The sequence below is a fragment of the Pseudomonas taiwanensis DSM 21245 genome (assembly GCF_000425785.1).
GTDB classification, from domain to species: domain Bacteria; phylum Pseudomonadota; class Gammaproteobacteria; order Pseudomonadales; family Pseudomonadaceae; genus Aquipseudomonas; species Aquipseudomonas taiwanensis.
In genome coordinates this window covers 564,549-581,251 of the sequence record NZ_KE384450.1, presented here as the reverse complement: position 1 = coordinate 581,251, position 16,703 = coordinate 564,549, and the positions used below count along the sequence as shown (strand labels likewise).

At 61.2% G+C, this 16,703-nt stretch carries 14 protein-coding genes; 3 read left to right on the top strand and 11 right to left on the bottom strand.

What is annotated here, in order from left to right; genetic code table 11:
* Position 1: 1 nt before the first annotated feature.
* Complete coding sequence (ftsH, locus tag H620_RS0121555) at positions 2-1,906, bottom strand: ATP-dependent zinc metalloprotease FtsH (RefSeq protein WP_023378622.1); 1,905 nt, start codon at positions 1,904-1,906, stop codon at positions 2-4.
* 204 nt (positions 1,907-2,110) lie between these two features.
* Complete coding sequence (gene rlmE, locus H620_RS0121550; protein ID WP_023378621.1) at positions 2,111-2,737, bottom strand: 23S rRNA (uridine(2552)-2'-O)-methyltransferase RlmE; 627 nt, start codon at positions 2,735-2,737, stop codon at positions 2,111-2,113.
* Between the two features lie 102 nt (positions 2,738-2,839).
* Between rlmE and yhbY the strand changes: the two genes are divergently transcribed.
* Positions 2,840-3,148, top strand: coding sequence for a ribosome assembly RNA-binding protein YhbY (gene yhbY, locus H620_RS0121545; protein WP_023378620.1), 309 nt, complete (start codon positions 2,840-2,842; stop codon positions 3,146-3,148).
* A gap of 72 nt (positions 3,149-3,220) precedes the next feature.
* Here yhbY and H620_RS0121540 read toward each other — a convergent pair whose 3' ends face one another.
* The 8 genes from H620_RS0121540 to grpE all read right to left on the bottom strand — a co-directional run bounded on the left by H620_RS0121540 (position 3,221) and on the right by grpE (position 13,651).
* A complete protein-coding gene (locus tag H620_RS0121540) occupies positions 3,221-3,670 on the bottom strand; it encodes an MFS transporter (RefSeq protein WP_081669745.1) in 450 nt (149 codons plus the stop codon).
* Positions 3,648-4,130, bottom strand: coding sequence for a transcription elongation factor GreA (greA, locus tag H620_RS0121535; protein ID WP_023378618.1), 483 nt, complete (start codon positions 4,128-4,130; stop codon positions 3,648-3,650). The genes H620_RS0121540 and greA overlap by 23 nt, the downstream gene beginning before the upstream one ends.
* Positions 4,127-7,348, bottom strand: a complete 3,222-nt coding sequence (gene carB / locus H620_RS0121530) for a carbamoyl-phosphate synthase large subunit (protein WP_023378617.1) — start codon at positions 7,346-7,348, stop codon at positions 4,127-4,129. Before carB ends, greA begins: the two co-directional genes overlap by 4 nt.
* Before the next feature lie 108 nt (positions 7,349-7,456).
* On the bottom strand, positions 7,457-8,593 hold the full coding sequence (carA, locus tag H620_RS0121525; RefSeq protein WP_023378615.1) for a glutamine-hydrolyzing carbamoyl-phosphate synthase small subunit: 1,137 nt from the start codon (positions 8,591-8,593) through the stop codon (positions 7,457-7,459).
* A 333-nt stretch (positions 8,594-8,926) separates the two neighbouring features.
* A complete protein-coding gene (gene dapB / locus H620_RS0121520) occupies positions 8,927-9,733 on the bottom strand; it encodes a 4-hydroxy-tetrahydrodipicolinate reductase (protein ID WP_023378614.1) in 807 nt (268 codons plus the stop codon).
* A 14-nt stretch (positions 9,734-9,747) separates the two neighbouring features.
* Positions 9,748-10,875 (bottom strand): molecular chaperone DnaJ, encoded by a 1,128-nt coding sequence (gene dnaJ / locus H620_RS0121515; RefSeq protein ID WP_023378613.1) that lies wholly within the window; start codon positions 10,873-10,875, stop codon positions 9,748-9,750.
* Positions 10,876-11,071: 196 nt separating this feature from the next.
* Positions 11,072-12,994 carry a molecular chaperone DnaK gene (dnaK, locus tag H620_RS0121510; protein ID WP_023378612.1) on the bottom strand — a complete coding sequence of 641 codons (1,923 nt, stop codon included), beginning with the start codon at positions 12,992-12,994 and terminating at the stop codon, positions 11,072-11,074.
* A 102-nt stretch (positions 12,995-13,096) separates the two neighbouring features.
* Positions 13,097-13,651, bottom strand: a complete 555-nt coding sequence (grpE, locus tag H620_RS0121505; protein ID WP_023378611.1) for a nucleotide exchange factor GrpE — start codon at positions 13,649-13,651, stop codon at positions 13,097-13,099.
* A gap of 192 nt (positions 13,652-13,843) precedes the next feature.
* On the opposite strand from grpE, the gene recN reads away from it, so the two are divergent.
* Complete coding sequence (recN, locus tag H620_RS0121500; RefSeq protein WP_023378610.1) at positions 13,844-15,517, top strand: DNA repair protein RecN; 1,674 nt, start codon at positions 13,844-13,846, stop codon at positions 15,515-15,517.
* A 128-nt stretch (positions 15,518-15,645) separates the two neighbouring features.
* Here recN and fur read toward each other — a convergent pair whose 3' ends face one another.
* The gene (gene fur / locus H620_RS0121495) at positions 15,646-16,050 is read right to left on the bottom strand and encodes a ferric iron uptake transcriptional regulator (protein ID WP_023378609.1); all 405 of its coding nucleotides are present in this window, start codon (positions 16,048-16,050) and stop codon (positions 15,646-15,648) included.
* Positions 16,051-16,147: 97 nt separating this feature from the next.
* On the opposite strand from fur, the gene H620_RS0121490 reads away from it, so the two are divergent.
* Positions 16,148-16,678 carry an outer membrane protein assembly factor BamE gene (locus H620_RS0121490; RefSeq protein WP_023378608.1) on the top strand — a complete coding sequence of 177 codons (531 nt, stop codon included), beginning with the start codon at positions 16,148-16,150 and terminating at the stop codon, positions 16,676-16,678.
* Positions 16,679-16,703: the final 25 nt, after the last annotated feature.

The window sequence follows — 16,703 nt, the reverse complement described above, 5'->3', positions numbered from 1 at the left end:
CTTAGTGTTGTGCCGCTGGGCCGCCAATCGGCGACTCTGGGCGATCACCCTGGGTTGCAGAGGTGCCCGAAGCCGAGTCGTCGTCCCAGTCACGCGGTTCGCGGGGTGGACGGCCGGCCATGATATCGTCGATCTGCTCGGCGTCGATGGTCTCGTACTTCATCAGCGCCTCGGCCATGGCATCGAGCTTGTCGCGGTTGTCGGTCAGCAGTTGCTTGGCCGTGGCATAGCACTGGTCGATGATGCTGCGCACTTCCGAGTCGATCAGCTTGGCGGTTTCACCGGAGACACTGGCGTGCTGGCTGGCAGCGCTGCGGCCGAGGAACACCTCGCCCTCCTCTTCGGCGTACATCAGCGGGCCGAGCTTCTCGGACAGGCCCCACTTGGTCACCATGTTCCGGGCGATCTGGCTGGCACGCATGATGTCGTTGGAGGCACCCGTGGTGACACCGTCGAAGCCCAGGGTCATTTCCTCGGCGATACGGCCACCGTACAGCGAGCAGATCTGGCTGATCAACGCGCGCTTGGACAGGCTGTAGCGGTCCTCTTCCGGCAGGAACATGGTCACGCCCAGGGCGCGGCCACGAGGAATGATCGACACCTTGTAGACCGGGTCATGCTCAGGCACCAGACGACCGACGATGGCATGACCCGCCTCGTGGTAGGCAGTGTTCTGTTTTTCCTTCTCGGACATGACCATGGTCTTGCGCTCGGCGCCCATCATGATCTTGTCCTTGGCCAGTTCGAACTCTTTCATTTCGACCAGGCGCTTGTTGGAGCGTGCGGCGAACAGCGAAGCCTCGTTGACCAGGTTGGCCAGGTCGGCACCGGAGAAGCCAGGGGTACCACGGGCGATGACCGCCGGATTGACGTTCTCGCCGACCGGCACCTTGCGCATGTGCACTTTGAGAATCTGTTCACGGCCGCGGATATCCGGCAGGCCGACCACGACCTGACGGTCGAAACGGCCGGGACGCAGCAGCGCAGGGTCCAGTACGTCCGGACGGTTAGTGGCGGCAATGACGATGATGCCATCGTTCATTTCGAAGCCATCCATCTCGACCAGCAACTGGTTGAGGGTTTGTTCGCGCTCGTCGTGACCACCGCCCATGCCCGCGCCACGGTGGCGACCCACGGCGTCGATCTCGTCGATGAAGATGATGCAAGGCGCGTGCTTCTTGGCCTGCTCGAACATGTCACGGACGCGGCTGGCACCGACACCCACGAACATTTCCACGAAGTCGGAACCGGAAATGGTGAAGAACGGCACTTTCGCTTCACCGGCGATGGCCTTGGCCAGCAAGGTCTTACCGGTACCGGGCGGGCCTACCATCAGTACGCCACGCGGAATACGGCCACCCAGGCGCTGGAACTTGCCCGGATCGCGCAGGAACTCGACCAGCTCGCCAACCTCTTCCTTGGCTTCGTCGCAACCTGCGACGTCGGCCAGGGTGGTCTTGACCTGGTCTTCGGACAACAGGCGCGCCTTGCTCTTGCCGAAGCTCATCGGCCCGCCCTTGCCCCCCGCGCCGCCTTGCATCTGGCGCATGAAGAACATGAAGACGGCGATGATCACCAGGATCGGGAAGCTGGCTACCAGCAGCTGCGTCCAGATGCTCTGTTGCTCAGGCTGCTTGCCTTCGATGATGACGTGATTGTCGACCAGGTCGCCGATCAGGCCATTGTCGGTAATGGCCGGACGCACGGTCTTGAAGTTGTCGCCGTCGGAACGCTTGCCGGTAATGATGTAGCCATCGACGGTCACACGCTCGACTTTCCCGTCTTTTACCTGCTGGATGAAGTCGGAGTAGTTGAGGGTCTGCGGCTCGTTAGGGCTCGAGAAGTTGTTCATCACCGTCACCAGGACCGCCGCGATGATCAACCAGAGGATCAGATTCTTTGCCATGTCGTTCAATTCGCTACCCTCTGAGGCCGGCGCACGACGCAGCCGTGCCTCGCATGATATTCGTCGCCCTAACTTACTACATTACCTACGCATCCGCAGGCACCGTCTGTAACCCTTTGTGAAACCTAGACTACACGAAGTTCGGACGATCCTGAGGGGGCGGGCGATTGGAAATAACTATCGACCACCCCCCAACCCGCCTTTTCACACCCCTTTGAAGCCCCTGGCCAGCAGGTATTGCTCACGCGAGCGATCCCGCGAGGACGACGGCTTGCGCATCTGTACCTTGTCGAACTTGCTGCGCACGTCCTTGAGGTACACGTCAAAACCTTCGCCCTGGAAAATCTTGATCAGGAAATCGCCGCCCGGCTTGAGGACGCGGGTGGCCAGATCGAGGGCCAGCTCACACAGGAACATGGCGCGCGGCATGTCCACCGCAGGCGTACCACTCATATTGGGGGCCATGTCGGAAATCACAAGGTCCACGTGCGAATCGCCGACTGCCTGCAGAATGCTGGCGAGGACTTCATCCTGGGTGAAATCGCCCTGAATGAAGGTAACGTCGGGGATCGCGTCCATTTCCAGGATGTCGGATGCGATCAAGCGACCCTGCCCACCAATCAGACGACTGGTCACCTGCGACCAGCCTCCCGGGGCGGCGCCCAGGTCGATCACGCTCATGCCAGGACGGATCAGTCGGTCCTTTTCCTGGATCTCAAGCAGCTTGTAGCTCGCGCGCGAGCGGTAGCCATCCTTTTGCGCCTGCTTGACGAAAGGATCGTTGAAATGCTCTCTCAGCCAGTTATGGCTGCTTTTGGAACGTTGCGCCACGGGGCACCTCGATGATATGCGTCGTGTTTGACTGGGCGGAGCCACGGGCCCTCGGGTAAAATGCCCGTCAATTTTACAGAATCAGACGAAAAGGGTCAGATTATGCCGCTCAATAACGAGCAGAAGAAACAGTACAAATCCATTGGTCATGACCTGAAGCCGGTCTTGATCGTGGCTGGCAACGGCTTGAACGAAGGCGTCATCGCCGAACTGGAACGTGCACTCACCGACCACGAACTGATCAAGGTCGAGATTCGCTCCGAAGATCGTGAAGAACGTGCCGCCGCCATCGCCGAGCTGTGCAAGGCTGGCCGCGCGGAGCTGGTGCAGACCATCGGCAAGAAAGCGCTGATCTACCGCAAGAACCCGCAGCCGAACAAGCAGCTGTCCAACATCCACCGTTACAAGTAACGGAAAGGCCCCCGCAGGTATTCACCCTGTGGGGGCCGGCTTGCCAGCGTCGAGGCCTCGGCGCCTTCCCTGTCAGTGGCGCGGTGAACGCGTCTTGACCGGGACAGGCTGGGCTACCAGCACGATGCCGGAGAAGCCCAGCACCAGAAAACAGAACATCTGCCAGCGCTCGCCTACCGAGATGCCATAGCGCAGGGTGTAGTACCCCACGCAAGCACCGAAGCCGAGCAACAGCATCTGGCCGCGAAACTGCCGCCACCAGGCCGCCAGGCCCTCCACCCTCGCCAGCACCGCCAGCTGGGTCAACAGCCCAAGCAACGCCACGCCGATCAACCAGCGGTCAATCTGCCCAGCGATATCCTGCACCAGCAATGGCGCCAGGCCACTGACCTTGAGCGCAGGCACCAAACCCACATGGAACACCCAGAGGCCGCCAACCCAGAAGACCTGGGCCAGCTGCCAGAGGATTCCCTCGAGGGAGGGCGCCCGAAGGCGCCGGTCAGATGTGCTTGACTTCGACAATCTCGTACTCGACCGTACCGTTTGGCGTCTTGACGACAACGGTGTCACCTTCTTCCTTGCCGATGATGGCACGGGCGATCGGCGCACTGTTCGACAGCTTGCCTTTCTTCACGTCGGCTTCGTCCTCGCCCACGATCTGGTAGGTCACCTGATCGCCGGTCTCGGTGTTCTCCAGGTCCACGGTGGTACCGAAGATCACCTTGCCGGTGTGCGCGATGGTGGTGACATCGATCACCACCGAGTTCTGCAGACGGCCTTCGATGTCACGGATACGCGCCTCGACCATGCCCTGCTCTTCGCGGGCAGCATGGTACTCGGCGTTTTCCTTGAGGTCGCCCAGCTCACGCGCTTCACCGATCGCCTGGCTCAGGCGCGGGCGCTCGGTCTTGCTCAGGAAGGTCAGTTCCTCTTCCAGGGCGCGAGCGCCCTGGACGGTCATCGGGTACTTGGTAATGCTCATGCTTTAAGTCCTGCATGCAGATCCTGCAAGCGGCGAACGGTCTTCTCAGGGCCGAATTTCAGCGCTTCGCAGATGGCTTCACCTGCCGCAATGGTGGTCGTGCAGTAGATCTTGTGCTGCAGCGCATTGCGACGAATCGAGTAGGAATCGGCGATCGACTGGCGGCCTTCGGTGGTGTTGATGATCAGCGACACTTCGTCGTTCTTGATCATGTCGACCACATGCGGGCGACCTTCGGTCACTTTGTTCACACGGCGCACTTTCAGGCCAGCCGCCTCGATCACCTTGGCGGTACCGGCAGTTGCAACCACTTCAAAGCCCAGGGCGATCAGGTCGCGGGCAACGCCAGCCACTTGTGGCTTGTCGTCGTCACGCACGCTGATGAACGCAGTACCGCCGGTCGGCAGCACTTCGCTGGCGCCCATCTGGGCCTTGGCGAAGGCTTCACCGAAGCTGTCGCCGACACCCATCACTTCACCGGTAGATTTCATCTCAGGGCCGAGGATCGGGTCAACACCTGGGAACTTGGCGAACGGGAAGACGGCTTCCTTGACGCTGTAGAAGTTCGGGATGATTTCCTGGGTGAAGCCCAGCTCTTTGAGCGTTTTACCCGCCATGACGCGCGCCGCGATCATCGCCAGGGAAGTACCGATGCACTTGGAAACGAACGGAACGGTACGCGACGCACGCGGGTTGACTTCGATCACGTAGATCTTGTCGCCCTGCAGGGCCAGCTGCACGTTCATCAGGCCGACGACACCCAGTTCCAGGGCCATCTTGCGCACCTGGTCACGGACTTCGTCCTGGACTTCCTTGCTCAACGAGTAAGGTGGCAGCGAGCACGCCGAGTCACCGGAGTGAACACCGGCCTGTTCGATGTGCTGCATGATCGCGCCGATCACCACGTCGGTGCCGTCGCACACCGCATCCACGTCCATTTCGATGGCGCAGTTGAGGAAGTGGTCGAGCAGCACCGGGCTGTCGTTGGAGACCTGGACCGCTTCACGCAGGTAGCGCTTGAGCTCGTCCAGTTCGTAGACGATCTCCATGGCGCGACCGCCCAGTACGTACGACGGACGCACGACCAGCGGGTAGCCGATGTCGCCAGCGGCACGGATGGCTTCGTCTTCGCTGCGCACGGTGGCGTTTGGCGGCTGGCGCAGGTTCAGGCGCTGAACCATCTGCTGGAAACGCTCACGGTCTTCGGCGCGGTCGATCGCGTCCGGGCTGGTACCGATGATCGGCACGCCAGCTTCTTCAAGGGCGCGAGCCAGCTTCAGCGGGGTCTGGCCACCGTAGTGGACGATGACGCCCTTGGGTTTCTCGACGCGGCAGACTTCCAGCACGTCTTCCAGGGTCAGCGGCTCGAAGTACAGACGGTCCGAGGTGTCGTAGTCGGTGGAAACGGTTTCCGGGTTGCAGTTGACCATGATGGTCTCGTAACCGTCATCACGCAGCGCCAGGGCAGCGTGTACGCAGCAGTAGTCGAACTCGATACCTTGACCGATACGGTTCGGGCCGCCACCCAGGATCATGATCTTGTCGCGGGTCGACGGATTGGCCTCGCACTCTTCCTCGTAGGTCGAGTACAGGTAGGCGGTATCGGTGGCGAACTCGGCGGCGCAGGTGTCGACGCGCTTGTAGACCGGGAACACTTCCAGCTTGTGGCGGTGACGACGCAGGTTCTTGTCGGTGATGCCGAGCAGCTTGGCCAGACGCTGGTCAGAGAAGCCCTTGCGCTTGAGGCGCAGCATGTAGTCCTTGTCGATGGCCGACAGGGCCAGGGTCTTGACCTTCTCTTCTTCCTTGATGAGATCTTCCATCTGCACCAGGAACCACATGTCGATGCCGGTCAGCTTGAAGATTTCTTCGCACGTCATGCCAGCACGCATGGCGTCGGCCACGTACCAGATACGCTCGGCGCCCGGTACGGTCAGCTCGCGCTTGAGGATGCTGTTGGCATCCGGGCTGGCCAGGTCGACTTTCGGGTCCAGACCGCAGGCACCGACTTCCAGGCCGCGCAGGGCTTTCTGCAGGGATTCCTGGAAGGTACGGCCGATGGCCATGACTTCACCGACCGACTTCATCTGGGTGGTCAGGCGGGCGTCGGCTTTCGGGAATTTCTCGAAGGCGAAGCGCGGCAGCTTGGTGACGACGTAGTCGATCGACGGCTCGAAGGAAGCCGGAGTGCGGCCGCCGGTGATGTCGTTCTGCAGTTCGTCGAGGGTGTAACCCACGGCCAGCTTGGCGGCGATCTTGGCGATCGGGAAGCCGGTAGCCTTCGAGGCCAGGGCCGAGGAGCGCGATACACGCGGGTTCATCTCGATCACGACCATGCGGCCGGTGTTCGGGCAGATACCGAACTGAACGTTGGAACCGCCGGTTTCGACGCCGATTTCACGCAGTACCGCCAGCGAGGCGTTACGCATGATCTGGTATTCCTTGTCGGTCAGCGTTTGCGCCGGAGCGACAGTGATGGAGTCACCGGTGTGCACACCCATCGGGTCGAAGTTTTCGATGGAGCAGACGATGATGCAGTTGTCCTTCTTGTCACGGACCACCTCCATCTCGTATTCCTTCCAGCCGATCAGCGATTCGTCGATCAGCAGCTCCTTGGTCGGCGACAGGTCCAGACCACGGGCGCAGATTTCTTCGAACTCTTCACGGTTGTAGGCGATACCGCCACCGGTGCCACCCATGGTGAACGACGGACGGATGATGCACGGGAAGCCCAGGCGCTCGAGAACGGCGTTGGCCTCTTCCATGCTGTGGGCGATACCGGAACGCGGGCACTCCAGGCCAATGGCTTTCATCGCCTTGTCGAAGCGCGAACGGTCTTCGGCCTTGTCGATGGTGTCGGCGTTGGCACCGATCATCTCTACGCCGAATTTCTCCAGAACGCCGTGGCGCTCCAGGTCCAGGGCGCAGTTCAGTGCGGTCTGACCGCCCATGGTCGGCAGCAGGGCATCCGGACGCTCTTTCTCGATGATCTTGGCCACCGATTGCCACTTGATCGGCTCGATGTAGGTGGCATCGGCCATGGCCGGGTCGGTCATGATGGTGGCTGGGTTGGAGTTCACCAGGATGACGCGGAAACCTTCCTCGCGCAGGGCCTTGCAGGCCTGGGCGCCGGAATAGTCGAATTCGCAGGCCTGGCCGATCACGATCGGGCCAGCGCCGAGAATCAGGATGCTTTTAATGTCTGTACGTTTTGGCATTGGGTTGTCACTCAAATCCGCGGGTCAGTCGGCAAGCCGTCTTGAACAATCTGGGTCAGGCGCTTCCGGGCGCGGCACGAGCCGGCCCGGGGCCTTGAAGCAGGATGCTCAGCGGCGCTTGGCCATGGCATCGATGAAACGATCGAACAGTGGCGCGACGTCGGTCGGGCCTGGGCTCGCTTCAGGGTGGCCCTGGAAGCTGAACGCGCTCTTGTCGGTGCGCTCGATACCCTGCAGGGTGCCGTCGAACAGCGACTTGTGGATCGCGCGGACATTGCCCGGCAGGGTGGCTTCGTCGACGGCGAAACCGTGGTTCTGGCTGGTGATCATCACCACGCCGGTGTCCAGGTCCTGGACCGGGTGGTTGGCACCGTGGTGGCCATGACCCATCTTGACGGTCTTGGCGCCGGAGGCCAGGGCCAGCAGCTGGTGGCCGAGGCAGATACCGAAGACCGGGATCTCGGTTTCCAGAATTTCCTTGATCGCCTGGATCGCGTAGTCGCAAGGCTCGGGGTCACCAGGGCCGTTGGACAGGAACACGCCATCTGGATTCATTGCCAGGACTTCGCTCGCCGGGGTCTGGGCAGGCACCACGGTCACGCGGCAGCCGCGGGCGACCAGCATGCGCAGGATGTTCAGCTTGACGCCGTAGTCGAAGGCCACCACGTGGTAAGGCAGGTCGGCAGCGTCAATGGTCGGGTGGCTGTCGGTTTTCAGCTCCCACACGCTGGAACGCCACTCGTAGCGCTCTTTGGTGGAAACGACCTTGGCCAGGTCCATGCCCTTGAGGCCCGGGAAGGCGCGGGCAGCGGCGATGGCGGCTTCTTCGCTGATGTTGTCACCGGCCAGGATGCAACCGTTCTGGGCGCCCTTCTCACGCAGGATGCGGGTCAGGCGACGGGTGTCGATACCGGCGATGGCGACGACGTTGTTGGCCTTCAGGTACTCAGGCAGCGACTGGGTGTTACGCCAGTTGCTGGCCAGCAGCGGCAGGTCACGGATGACCAGGCCAGCGGACCAGACGCGGTTCGACTCGGCATCTTCCGGGGTGGTGCCGGTATTACCGATGTGCGGGTAGGTCAGGGTAACGATTTGCTGCGCGTAGGAAGGATCAGTAAGGATTTCCTGGTAGCCGGTCATAGCAGTGTTGAACACCACCTCACCAACGGTCTGACCGTCGGCTCCGATGGCTTCACCGCGGAAAATACTGCCATCGGCAAGGGCGAGTATGGCTGGCTTTGTCAAGAAGACCTCCCGTTAATCAAGCATGAAAGGGCGATCGCAGGTTGCAAAAAAGCGGAGTGACGTATGGACACGTCACCCCGCTTTCATGTGCTGAATTCAATTCGCTGCGCGCTTTTAGTGGACACACTAAAGCTGTAGCTTACAGAAAAGTGCGTTTTAGGTCTACCGCATATGTGTCTCTAAAACACATGATTGCGACAGACTGACATCCCTGAAAACACCTTCGCGGGTAAACCCGCTCCTACAGACACCGCGCCAAACCTCGGAGCAACGCCATTCCATGCGGGAGCGGGAGCAGGCTTACCGCGATGAAGCCACCGCCGCTCGACCTGCTTAACGCAGCTCGAGCACATCCTGCATGTCGTACAGGCCCGGCTCACGCCCATCCAGCCACAGCGCCGCACGCACGGCACCCTTGGCAAAGGTCATGCGGCTGGACGCCTTGTGGGTGATCTCCACGCGCTCGCCTTCGGCGGCGAACAGCACGGTGTGGTCACCGACTACGTCACCGGCACGCACAGTAGCGAAACCGATGGTCTGACGATCGCGCGCGCCAGTCTGGCCTTCGCGACCGTAAACGGCCACTTCCTGCAGATCGCGCCCCAACGCCTGGGCAACCACCTCACCCATGCGCAGGGCGGTACCCGAAGGTGCATCGACTTTGTGTCGGTGGTGCGCCTCGATGATCTCGATATCCACATCGTCGCCCAATACCCGCGCTGCGGTATCCAGCAGCTTGAGGCACAGGTTGACGCCAACGCTGAAGTTGGCGGCGAAGACGATCGGAATCTCCTTGCCCGCCTCGACCAGTTGCTGCTTTTCTTCCGGGGTAAAGCCAGTGGTACCGATGACCATGGCCTTGCCTGCCTTGCGGCAGAAAGCCAAGTTCTTCAGGGTGACCGAGGGATGGGTGAAGTCGATCAGCACATCGAACTCGTCGGCGACCTTGGCCAGATCGTCGGAAATCGGCACGCCAATACGGCCCAGGGCCGCCAACTCACCCGCATCCGCCCCCACCAGGGAACTGTCGGGGCGATCGATCGCCGCCGTCAGGCCTGCCTGAGGCGCCTGTTGCTGCACGGCCTCGACGAGGGTCTTGCCCATCCGCCCCGCCGCGCCCATCACTGCAATACGTCGCATACGTCTGTTCCTTGTCAGAGATCGCCGAAGAAGCGCTTCACACCCTCGAACCAGCCACTGGCCTTGGGCGAATGAGAGCTGTCGCCATCGAGCGAATCGCGCAGTTCTTCAAGCAGCTCGCGCTGACGGCGGCTGAGGTTGACCGGCGTTTCCACCGCGACACGGCACAGCAGGTCGCCCGCCGCACCCCCACGCACCGGCGCCACGCCCTTGCCACGCAGGCGGAACTGCTTGCCGGTCTGGGTGCCTTCGGGGATCTTCAACTTGACCCGACCATCGAGGGTCGGCACTTCCAGCTCACCGCCCAGGGCCGCATCGGTGTAGCTGATCGGCACTTCGCAGTACAGATGCTTGCCATCACGCTGGAAGATCGCGTGCTCACGCACATTGATGACCACGTACAGGTCGCCGGTCGGGCCACCATGGGTACCGGCCTCGCCCTCACCGGACAGGCGGATGCGGTCGCCGGTATCGACGCCCGCCGGCACCTTGACCGAAAGGGTCTTGTATTCCTCGACACGGCCTTCGCCATGGCAAGAGGTGCAAGGGTCGGTGATGATCTTGCCTTGCCCATGGCAACGGGGGCAGGTTTGCTGCACGGCGAAGAAGCCCTGCTGCATGCGTACCTGGCCAGCACCGCCGCAGGTCGGGCAGGTGGATGGGGTCGACCCCTTCTTCGCACCCGAACCGTCGCAGGGTTTGCAGTTGACCAGCGTAGGCACCCGGATATTGACCGTGGTACCGCGCACAGCCTCTTCCAGATTCAGCTCCAGGGTGTATCGCAGGTCGCTGCCGCGCTGCGCGCCGCCACGAGCACCACCGCGTCCGCCGCCGAAGAAATCACTGAAGACATCACCGAAGATGTCAGAGAAGTTGGCACCACCGAAACCAGCGCCGCCACCGCCACCCATGCCAGCGTCGAAAGCGGCATGGCCATACTGGTCGTAGGATGCACGCTTGTTCGCGTCGGACAGCACTTCATAGGCCTCGCTGACCTCCTTGAACTGCTCTTCCGACGCCTTGTCATCCGGGTTGCGGTCGGGGTGGTACTTCATCGCCAGGCGGCGATAAGCCTTCTTGAGGTCACCTTCGCTGGCGCCACGCTCGACACCCAGGACCTCATAATAATCACGCTTTGCCATAGGTCATTTGCACTCTTGAGGGCGTTCGGCATGCTCCATGCCGTCAGCACCTGCCGCTACACGCCCAAAGCGCCCTGACAGATGCTGTAAAAATTCTCGTATTCCAGACACACCAACGCGGGAGCAAGCCCCCGCGCGGCGACATCCTACCAGTTCATCGTCAAATGACGCTCAACTGGCCGACAACATGCAGGGATTACTGCTTGTTGTTGTCTTTCACTTCTTCGAACTCGGCGTCAACCACGTCATCGTGCTTGGCTTCCGGCTCAGCCTGCTGGGCACCGCCCTGCGGCTGCTGAGCCTGTTCGGCGTACATCTTCTGAGCCACTGGCGCGGAGACTTTCGACAGCTCCTCGACCTTGGCATCAATGGCAGCCTTGTCGTCGCCTTTGACGGCGGCTTCCAGGGCAACGACCGCAGCTTCGATGGCGGTTTTTTCTTCGGCGGTAACCTTGTCACCGGCGTCAGCGACCATCTTACGAGTCGAGTGAACCAGCGCGTCACCCTGGTTACGGGCAGCGGCCAGCTCTTCGAACTTGCGGTCTTCCTCGGCGTTGGCCTCGGCGTCACGCACCATGCGCTCGATTTCTTCGTCCGACAGACCGGAGTTGGCCTTGATCACGATCGACTGCGACTTGCCGGTGGCCTTGTCTTTGGCGCTGACGTGCAGGATGCCGTTGGCGTCGATGTCGAAGGTCACTTCGATCTGCGGCACACCGCGCGGGGCCGGCGGAATGTCGGCCAGGTCGAACTTGCCCAGCGACTTGTTCTGAGCAGCCTGCTTACGCTCACCCTGCAGAACGTGGATGGTCACGGCGCCCTGGTTGTCATCGGCAGTCGAGAACACCTGCGACTTCTTGGTCGGGATGGTGGTGTTCTTCTCGATCAGCGGAGTCATCACGCCGCCCATGGTTTCGATACCCAGGGTCAGCGGGCTGACGTCCAGCAGCAGTACGTCCTTCACGTCACCGGCCAGTACCGCGCCTTGAATGGCTGCGCCCATGGCAACGGCTTCGTCCGGGTTGACGTCCTTACGTGCTTCTTTACCGAAGAAGTCGGCAACGGCTTTCTGCACCATCGGCATACGGGTCTGGCCACCGACCAGGATCACGTCGTCGATCTTGCTTGCATCGATACCCGCGTCTTTCAGCGCGATGCGGCAAGGCTCGATGGTACGGTTGACCAGGTCTTCGACCAGCGATTCCAGCTTGGCGCGGGAAATCTTCACGTTCAGGTGCTTAGGACCGGTAGCGTCCGCAGTGATGTACGGCAGGTTGACGTCGGTCGACTGAGACGAGGACAGCTCGATCTTGGCCTTTTCAGCCGCTTCTTTCAGACGTTGCAGGGCCAGCGGATCGTTCTTCAGATCCATGCCCGACTCTTTCTTGAATTCGTCGACGAGGTAGTCGATCAGGCGCATGTCGAAGTCTTCACCACCCAGGAAGGTGTCACCGTTGGTGGCCAGTACTTCGAACTGGTGCTCGCCGTCGACTTCAGCGATCTCGATCACGGAAACGTCGAAGGTACCACCACCGAGGTCATAGACGATCACGGTGTGGTCGCCCTTCGCTTTGTCCATGCCGTAGGCCAGGGCAGCAGCGGTCGGTTCGTTGATGATGCGTTTTACGTCCAGACCCGCGATGCGGCCGGCGTCCTTGGTGGCCTGACGCTGGCTGTCGTTGAAGTAGGCCGGAACGGTGATGACCGCTTCGGTGACCGGCTCGCCGAGGTAGTCTTCGGCGGTCTTCTTCATTTTCTTCAGGACTTCGGCGCTGATTTGCGGCGGAGCCATTTCCTTGCCGCCGGCCTCGACCCAAGCGTCACCATTGTTGGCTTTGACGATCTTGTACGGCACCAGCTTGATGTCTTTCTGCACGACGTCTTCTTCGAAGCGACGGCCAATCAGACGCTTCACGGCGAACAGGGTGTTGTGCGGGTTGGTGACGGCCTGGCGCTTGGCCGACTGGCCAACCAGGATTTCGCCATCGTTGGCGTAAGCCACGATCGAAGGGGTAGTACGCGCGCCCTCGGCGTTCTCGATGACTTTGACGTTACCGTTTTCCAGAATGGAGACGCACGAGTTGGTGGTCCCCAGGTCGATACCGATGATTTTACCCATGTTGAATCTCCCGAAACTTGAATTTGGTAGCAGCGACTTCATTCAGCCAACTGCGGTAATACTTGAAGGCTTGACACCTAGATGGGGATGCCCTGACGGATTTCAAGCCTTTTCATCGATAGAAGGTTGTGGCGCTGCTGGCGCCTTGCTGACCACCACCATGGCGGGGCGCAGCAGGCGGCCATTGAGCAGGTAGCCCTTCTGGAACACGTTCAGCACGCTGTTGGGCTCGACAGTGGCGCTTTCCTGCATGGCCATCGCCTGATGGTGCTCGGCATTGAACGGCTGGCCGTGCGGGTCGATGGCTTCGAGGTTATAGCGCTTGAGGGTGTCCTGGAACATCTTCAGGGTCAGCTCGACGCCTTCGCGAATCTGCTTGACGTGCTCGTCTTCGGCACTGGAGTGCGTCAGGGCGAGTTCCAGGCTGTCGATGACCGGCAGCAGGTCGCCGGCGAATTTCTCAAGGGCGAACTTGTGCGCCTTCTCGACGTCCTGCTCGGCACGACGGCGAATGTTCTGCAGTTCGGCGGCGGTGCGCAGGGACTGATCCTTGGCGGCGGCCAGCTGCTCCTCTAGCTCCTGGACGCGGGCATCGACGGACGTCGCACCAGCCTCTTCGGTATTAAGGGTGTTTTCATCCAGCTGTTCGTCAGCCATGGGTGTTCTCCTCCGCAAATTTCTGGTCTGCGAGCCTGGCTCGCCTTGTTTGTCGGCTATATGGGGCCGGAAAAACAGGCTTCAAGGGGCAATGTGGTTTTCAGGCAACGCAAGAATCTGCCAACGGGCATTGTCAGTCTCGAAAAAACTACTGTATAAATAACCAGACCAACCGCTTCGGGAGCCGCCCTCATGCTGGTGCACCTGTCCATTCACAACTACGCCATCGTCGAGCACCTCGACCTCGAACTGGCCCGTGGCATGTCCGTCATCACCGGTGAGACCGGCGCAGGCAAGTCGATCATGCTCGACGCCCTCGGCCTCACCTTGGGTGACCGTGCCGACAGCGGCGTTGTGCGTCCCGGCGCAGACAAGGCGGACATCCTCGCCACCTTCGACCTGGTGGACATCCCCGAGGCACGCGCCTGGTTGGCCGAACGCGACCTGGACATCGACGGGCCGTGCATCCTGCGCCGGGTCATCACCGCCGAGGGCCGAAGCCGCGGCTACATCAACGGCACACCCTGCCCGCTGGGCGACCTGAAGGCGCTGGGCGAACTGCTGATCGACATTCACAGCCAGCACGAACACCAGTCGCTGCTCAAGACCGACACCCATCGCCGCCTGCTGGACGAATATGCCGGTGCCATCGACCTGGCGCGCCAGGTGCAATTGGCCGCCAAACGCTGGAACCAGACCCGCCTCGAACTGGAGCGCCTGACCAACTCGAGCGACGAGCAACGCGCTCGCCATCAGCTGCTCAGCTATCAACTGGAAGAACTCGACAACCTGGGCCTGGGCGAAAACGAACTCGAACAACTCGAACAGGAACACAAGAACCTGACCAGTGCCGAGGCGCTGTTCGGCATTTGCCGCCAGGTCATCGACCAGTGCAGCGAGAGCGACTCGGGCAATGTGCTGAGCGCCCTCACCTCCAGCCTCAACCGGCTGGGCGCCGCCAACCATGCCCCCAAGGCACTGGCAGAGGCCGCCAACCTGATCGCCAGCGCGCAGATCCAGGTCGAAGAGGCCGTGGGCGAACTCAACCGCTTCTTGGACAACTTCGATGCCGACCCCATGCGCCTGCAAGCCCTGGAAGAACGCCTCGACACCCTCTACACCCTGGCACGCAAGCACCGCGTGCACCCGACCGAGCTACCGCACCTGCAACAACAGCTGATGGAAGAGCTGGAAGGGCTCAATGCCAGTGACGAATCCATCGAACGCCTGGGCGATGAGCTGACCGCCTACGCCCACCACTATAAAGAGAAGGCCAGCGAACTGAGCGCACTGCGTCGGCAGGCCGCCAGCCAGCTGGCAACTGCCGTCGAGCAGGAGATCCAGCGCCTGGGCATGCCCGGCGGGCGTTTCTGCATCGAACTGACACCAAACGACGGCCAGGAACTGTCGCCCCACGGCCTTGAGCAGATCGAACTGCTGGTCAGCGCCAACCCTGGGCAACCCCTCAAGGGCCTGGCCAAGGTGGCCTCGGGCGGTGAACTGTCACGCATCAGCCTGGCGATCCAGGTGATCACTGCTCAAACCTCCCGCATCCCGACGCTGGTGTTCGACGAAGTCGACGTCGGCATCGGCGGCCCCACCGCCGAAATCGTCGGCCAGTTGCTGCGCCGATTGGGTGAACGCGGCCAGGTCCTGACCGTGACCCACCTACCGCAAGTCGCCGCACAAGGGCATCACCATTTGTTCGTGCACAAGGTGCGCAACAGCGACACCACTCACACCGCAGTGACCAGCCTGGCCAAGCGCGAGCGGGTCGAGGAAGTGGCGCGGATGCTCGGCGGTATCGACTTGACCAAGGAATCCCTGGCGCATGCGCGCAAGATGGTGGTCAGCGGGAAGGCTTGAGATCTTCGGGCCCACCGGAGCCGTGTCCGAGCCGGCGCGCTGGCGATTGGGCAGACATGAATCACCCGAGCCCTAAAGTACAAAGGCGACCCTGAGGTCGCCTTTGTCATGAACAACGATAAAAATCGTTACTTCTTCTTACGTACATACAGGACCAGATTGTGGTCCACGAGCTCGTAGCCATGCTCGGCGACGATCTCTTTCTGACGTTTTTCGATCTCGGCATCCATGAATTCGATGACTTCGCTGGTGTCCACGTTGACCATATGGTCGTGGTGACCGCCGTCCGCCAGCTCGAACACTGCATGACCGCCGTCGAAGTTGTGGCGAACCACCAGACCCGCTGCTTCGAACTGGGTCAGTACGCGATAAACAGTAGCCAGACCGACGTCCTCGCCCGCCTCCATCAGCGCCTTGTAGACATCCTCGGCACTCATGTGACGCTGCTCGGTCGAGTCCAGCATTTGAAGGATCTTGACTCGAGGCAGGGTCACCTTGAGACCGGCTTTGCGCAATTCGCTATTTTCAACCATGGTCAGCTTTCTCGCCGATGCTGCTTCGCAGCTTCTCTTAATACGGGTATGATCGGGGTTTACGTTGTCCAGCCAAGATAGTGGAAGTCGCCCACCGATGCAAAACACCAAGCTCTTGCTAACCAGCCTCACCTTTGTGGGACTGCTCGCACTCGCCGGTTGCTCGTTTCCCGGGGTTTACAAAATCGACATCCAGCAGGGCAATGTCGTTACGCAAGACATGATAGACCAATTACGTCCCGGAATGACCCGCCGGCAAGTAAGGTTTATCATGGGCAACCCGCTGATTCAGGACACGTTCAACACCAACCGCTGGGACTACCTGTACAGTCTGCAGCCTGGTGGCGGGCAGCGCCAGCAGGAGCGCATGAGCGTCTTCTTCAACGAAAGCGACCAACTGGTCAGCCTGTCCGGCGACTTCATGCCCGGCGTGAGCAAGGACCAGGAAATTCTCGGCGGCAGCGGCGACACCACCGTCAGCCCAGCCGGCGAAGGCCAACCGACGCCGCAGCCGGAAGAAAAACCTGCCAAACCCGGTTCGGTGGAAGAATCCATCCAGCGCGAAATCGACACCATCGAGACCACCCCGGTCCCGACCCCAGCACCGCTGGAAACCTCGCCGCAGTAATATTGCGGACAACAAAAAGCCCGGA

Coding starts and splice junctions, on each gene's coding strand:
- carB (WP_023378617.1), bottom strand. CDS start 7,348: ATGCCAAAACGTACAGACATTAAAAGCATCCTGATTCTCGGCGCTGGC.
- yhbY (WP_023378620.1), top strand. CDS start 2,840: ATGCCGCTCAATAACGAGCAGAAGAAACAGTACAAATCCATTGGTCAT.
- dnaK (WP_023378612.1), bottom strand. CDS start 12,994: ATGGGTAAAATCATCGGTATCGACCTGGGGACCACCAACTCGTGCGTC.
- H620_RS0121490 (WP_023378608.1), top strand. CDS start 16,148: ATGCAAAACACCAAGCTCTTGCTAACCAGCCTCACCTTTGTGGGACTG.
- dapB (WP_023378614.1), bottom strand. CDS start 9,733: ATGCGACGTATTGCAGTGATGGGCGCGGCGGGGCGGATGGGCAAGACC.
- greA (WP_023378618.1), bottom strand. CDS start 4,130: ATGAGCATTACCAAGTACCCGATGACCGTCCAGGGCGCTCGCGCCCTG.
- grpE (WP_023378611.1), bottom strand. CDS start 13,651: ATGGCTGACGAACAGCTGGATGAAAACACCCTTAATACCGAAGAGGCT.
- ftsH (WP_023378622.1), bottom strand. CDS start 1,906: ATGGCAAAGAATCTGATCCTCTGGTTGATCATCGCGGCGGTCCTGGTG.
- fur (WP_023378609.1), bottom strand. CDS start 16,050: ATGGTTGAAAATAGCGAATTGCGCAAAGCCGGTCTCAAGGTGACCCTG.
- recN (WP_023378610.1), top strand. CDS start 13,844: ATGCTGGTGCACCTGTCCATTCACAACTACGCCATCGTCGAGCACCTC.
- dnaJ (WP_023378613.1), bottom strand. CDS start 10,875: ATGGCAAAGCGTGATTATTATGAGGTCCTGGGTGTCGAGCGTGGCGCC.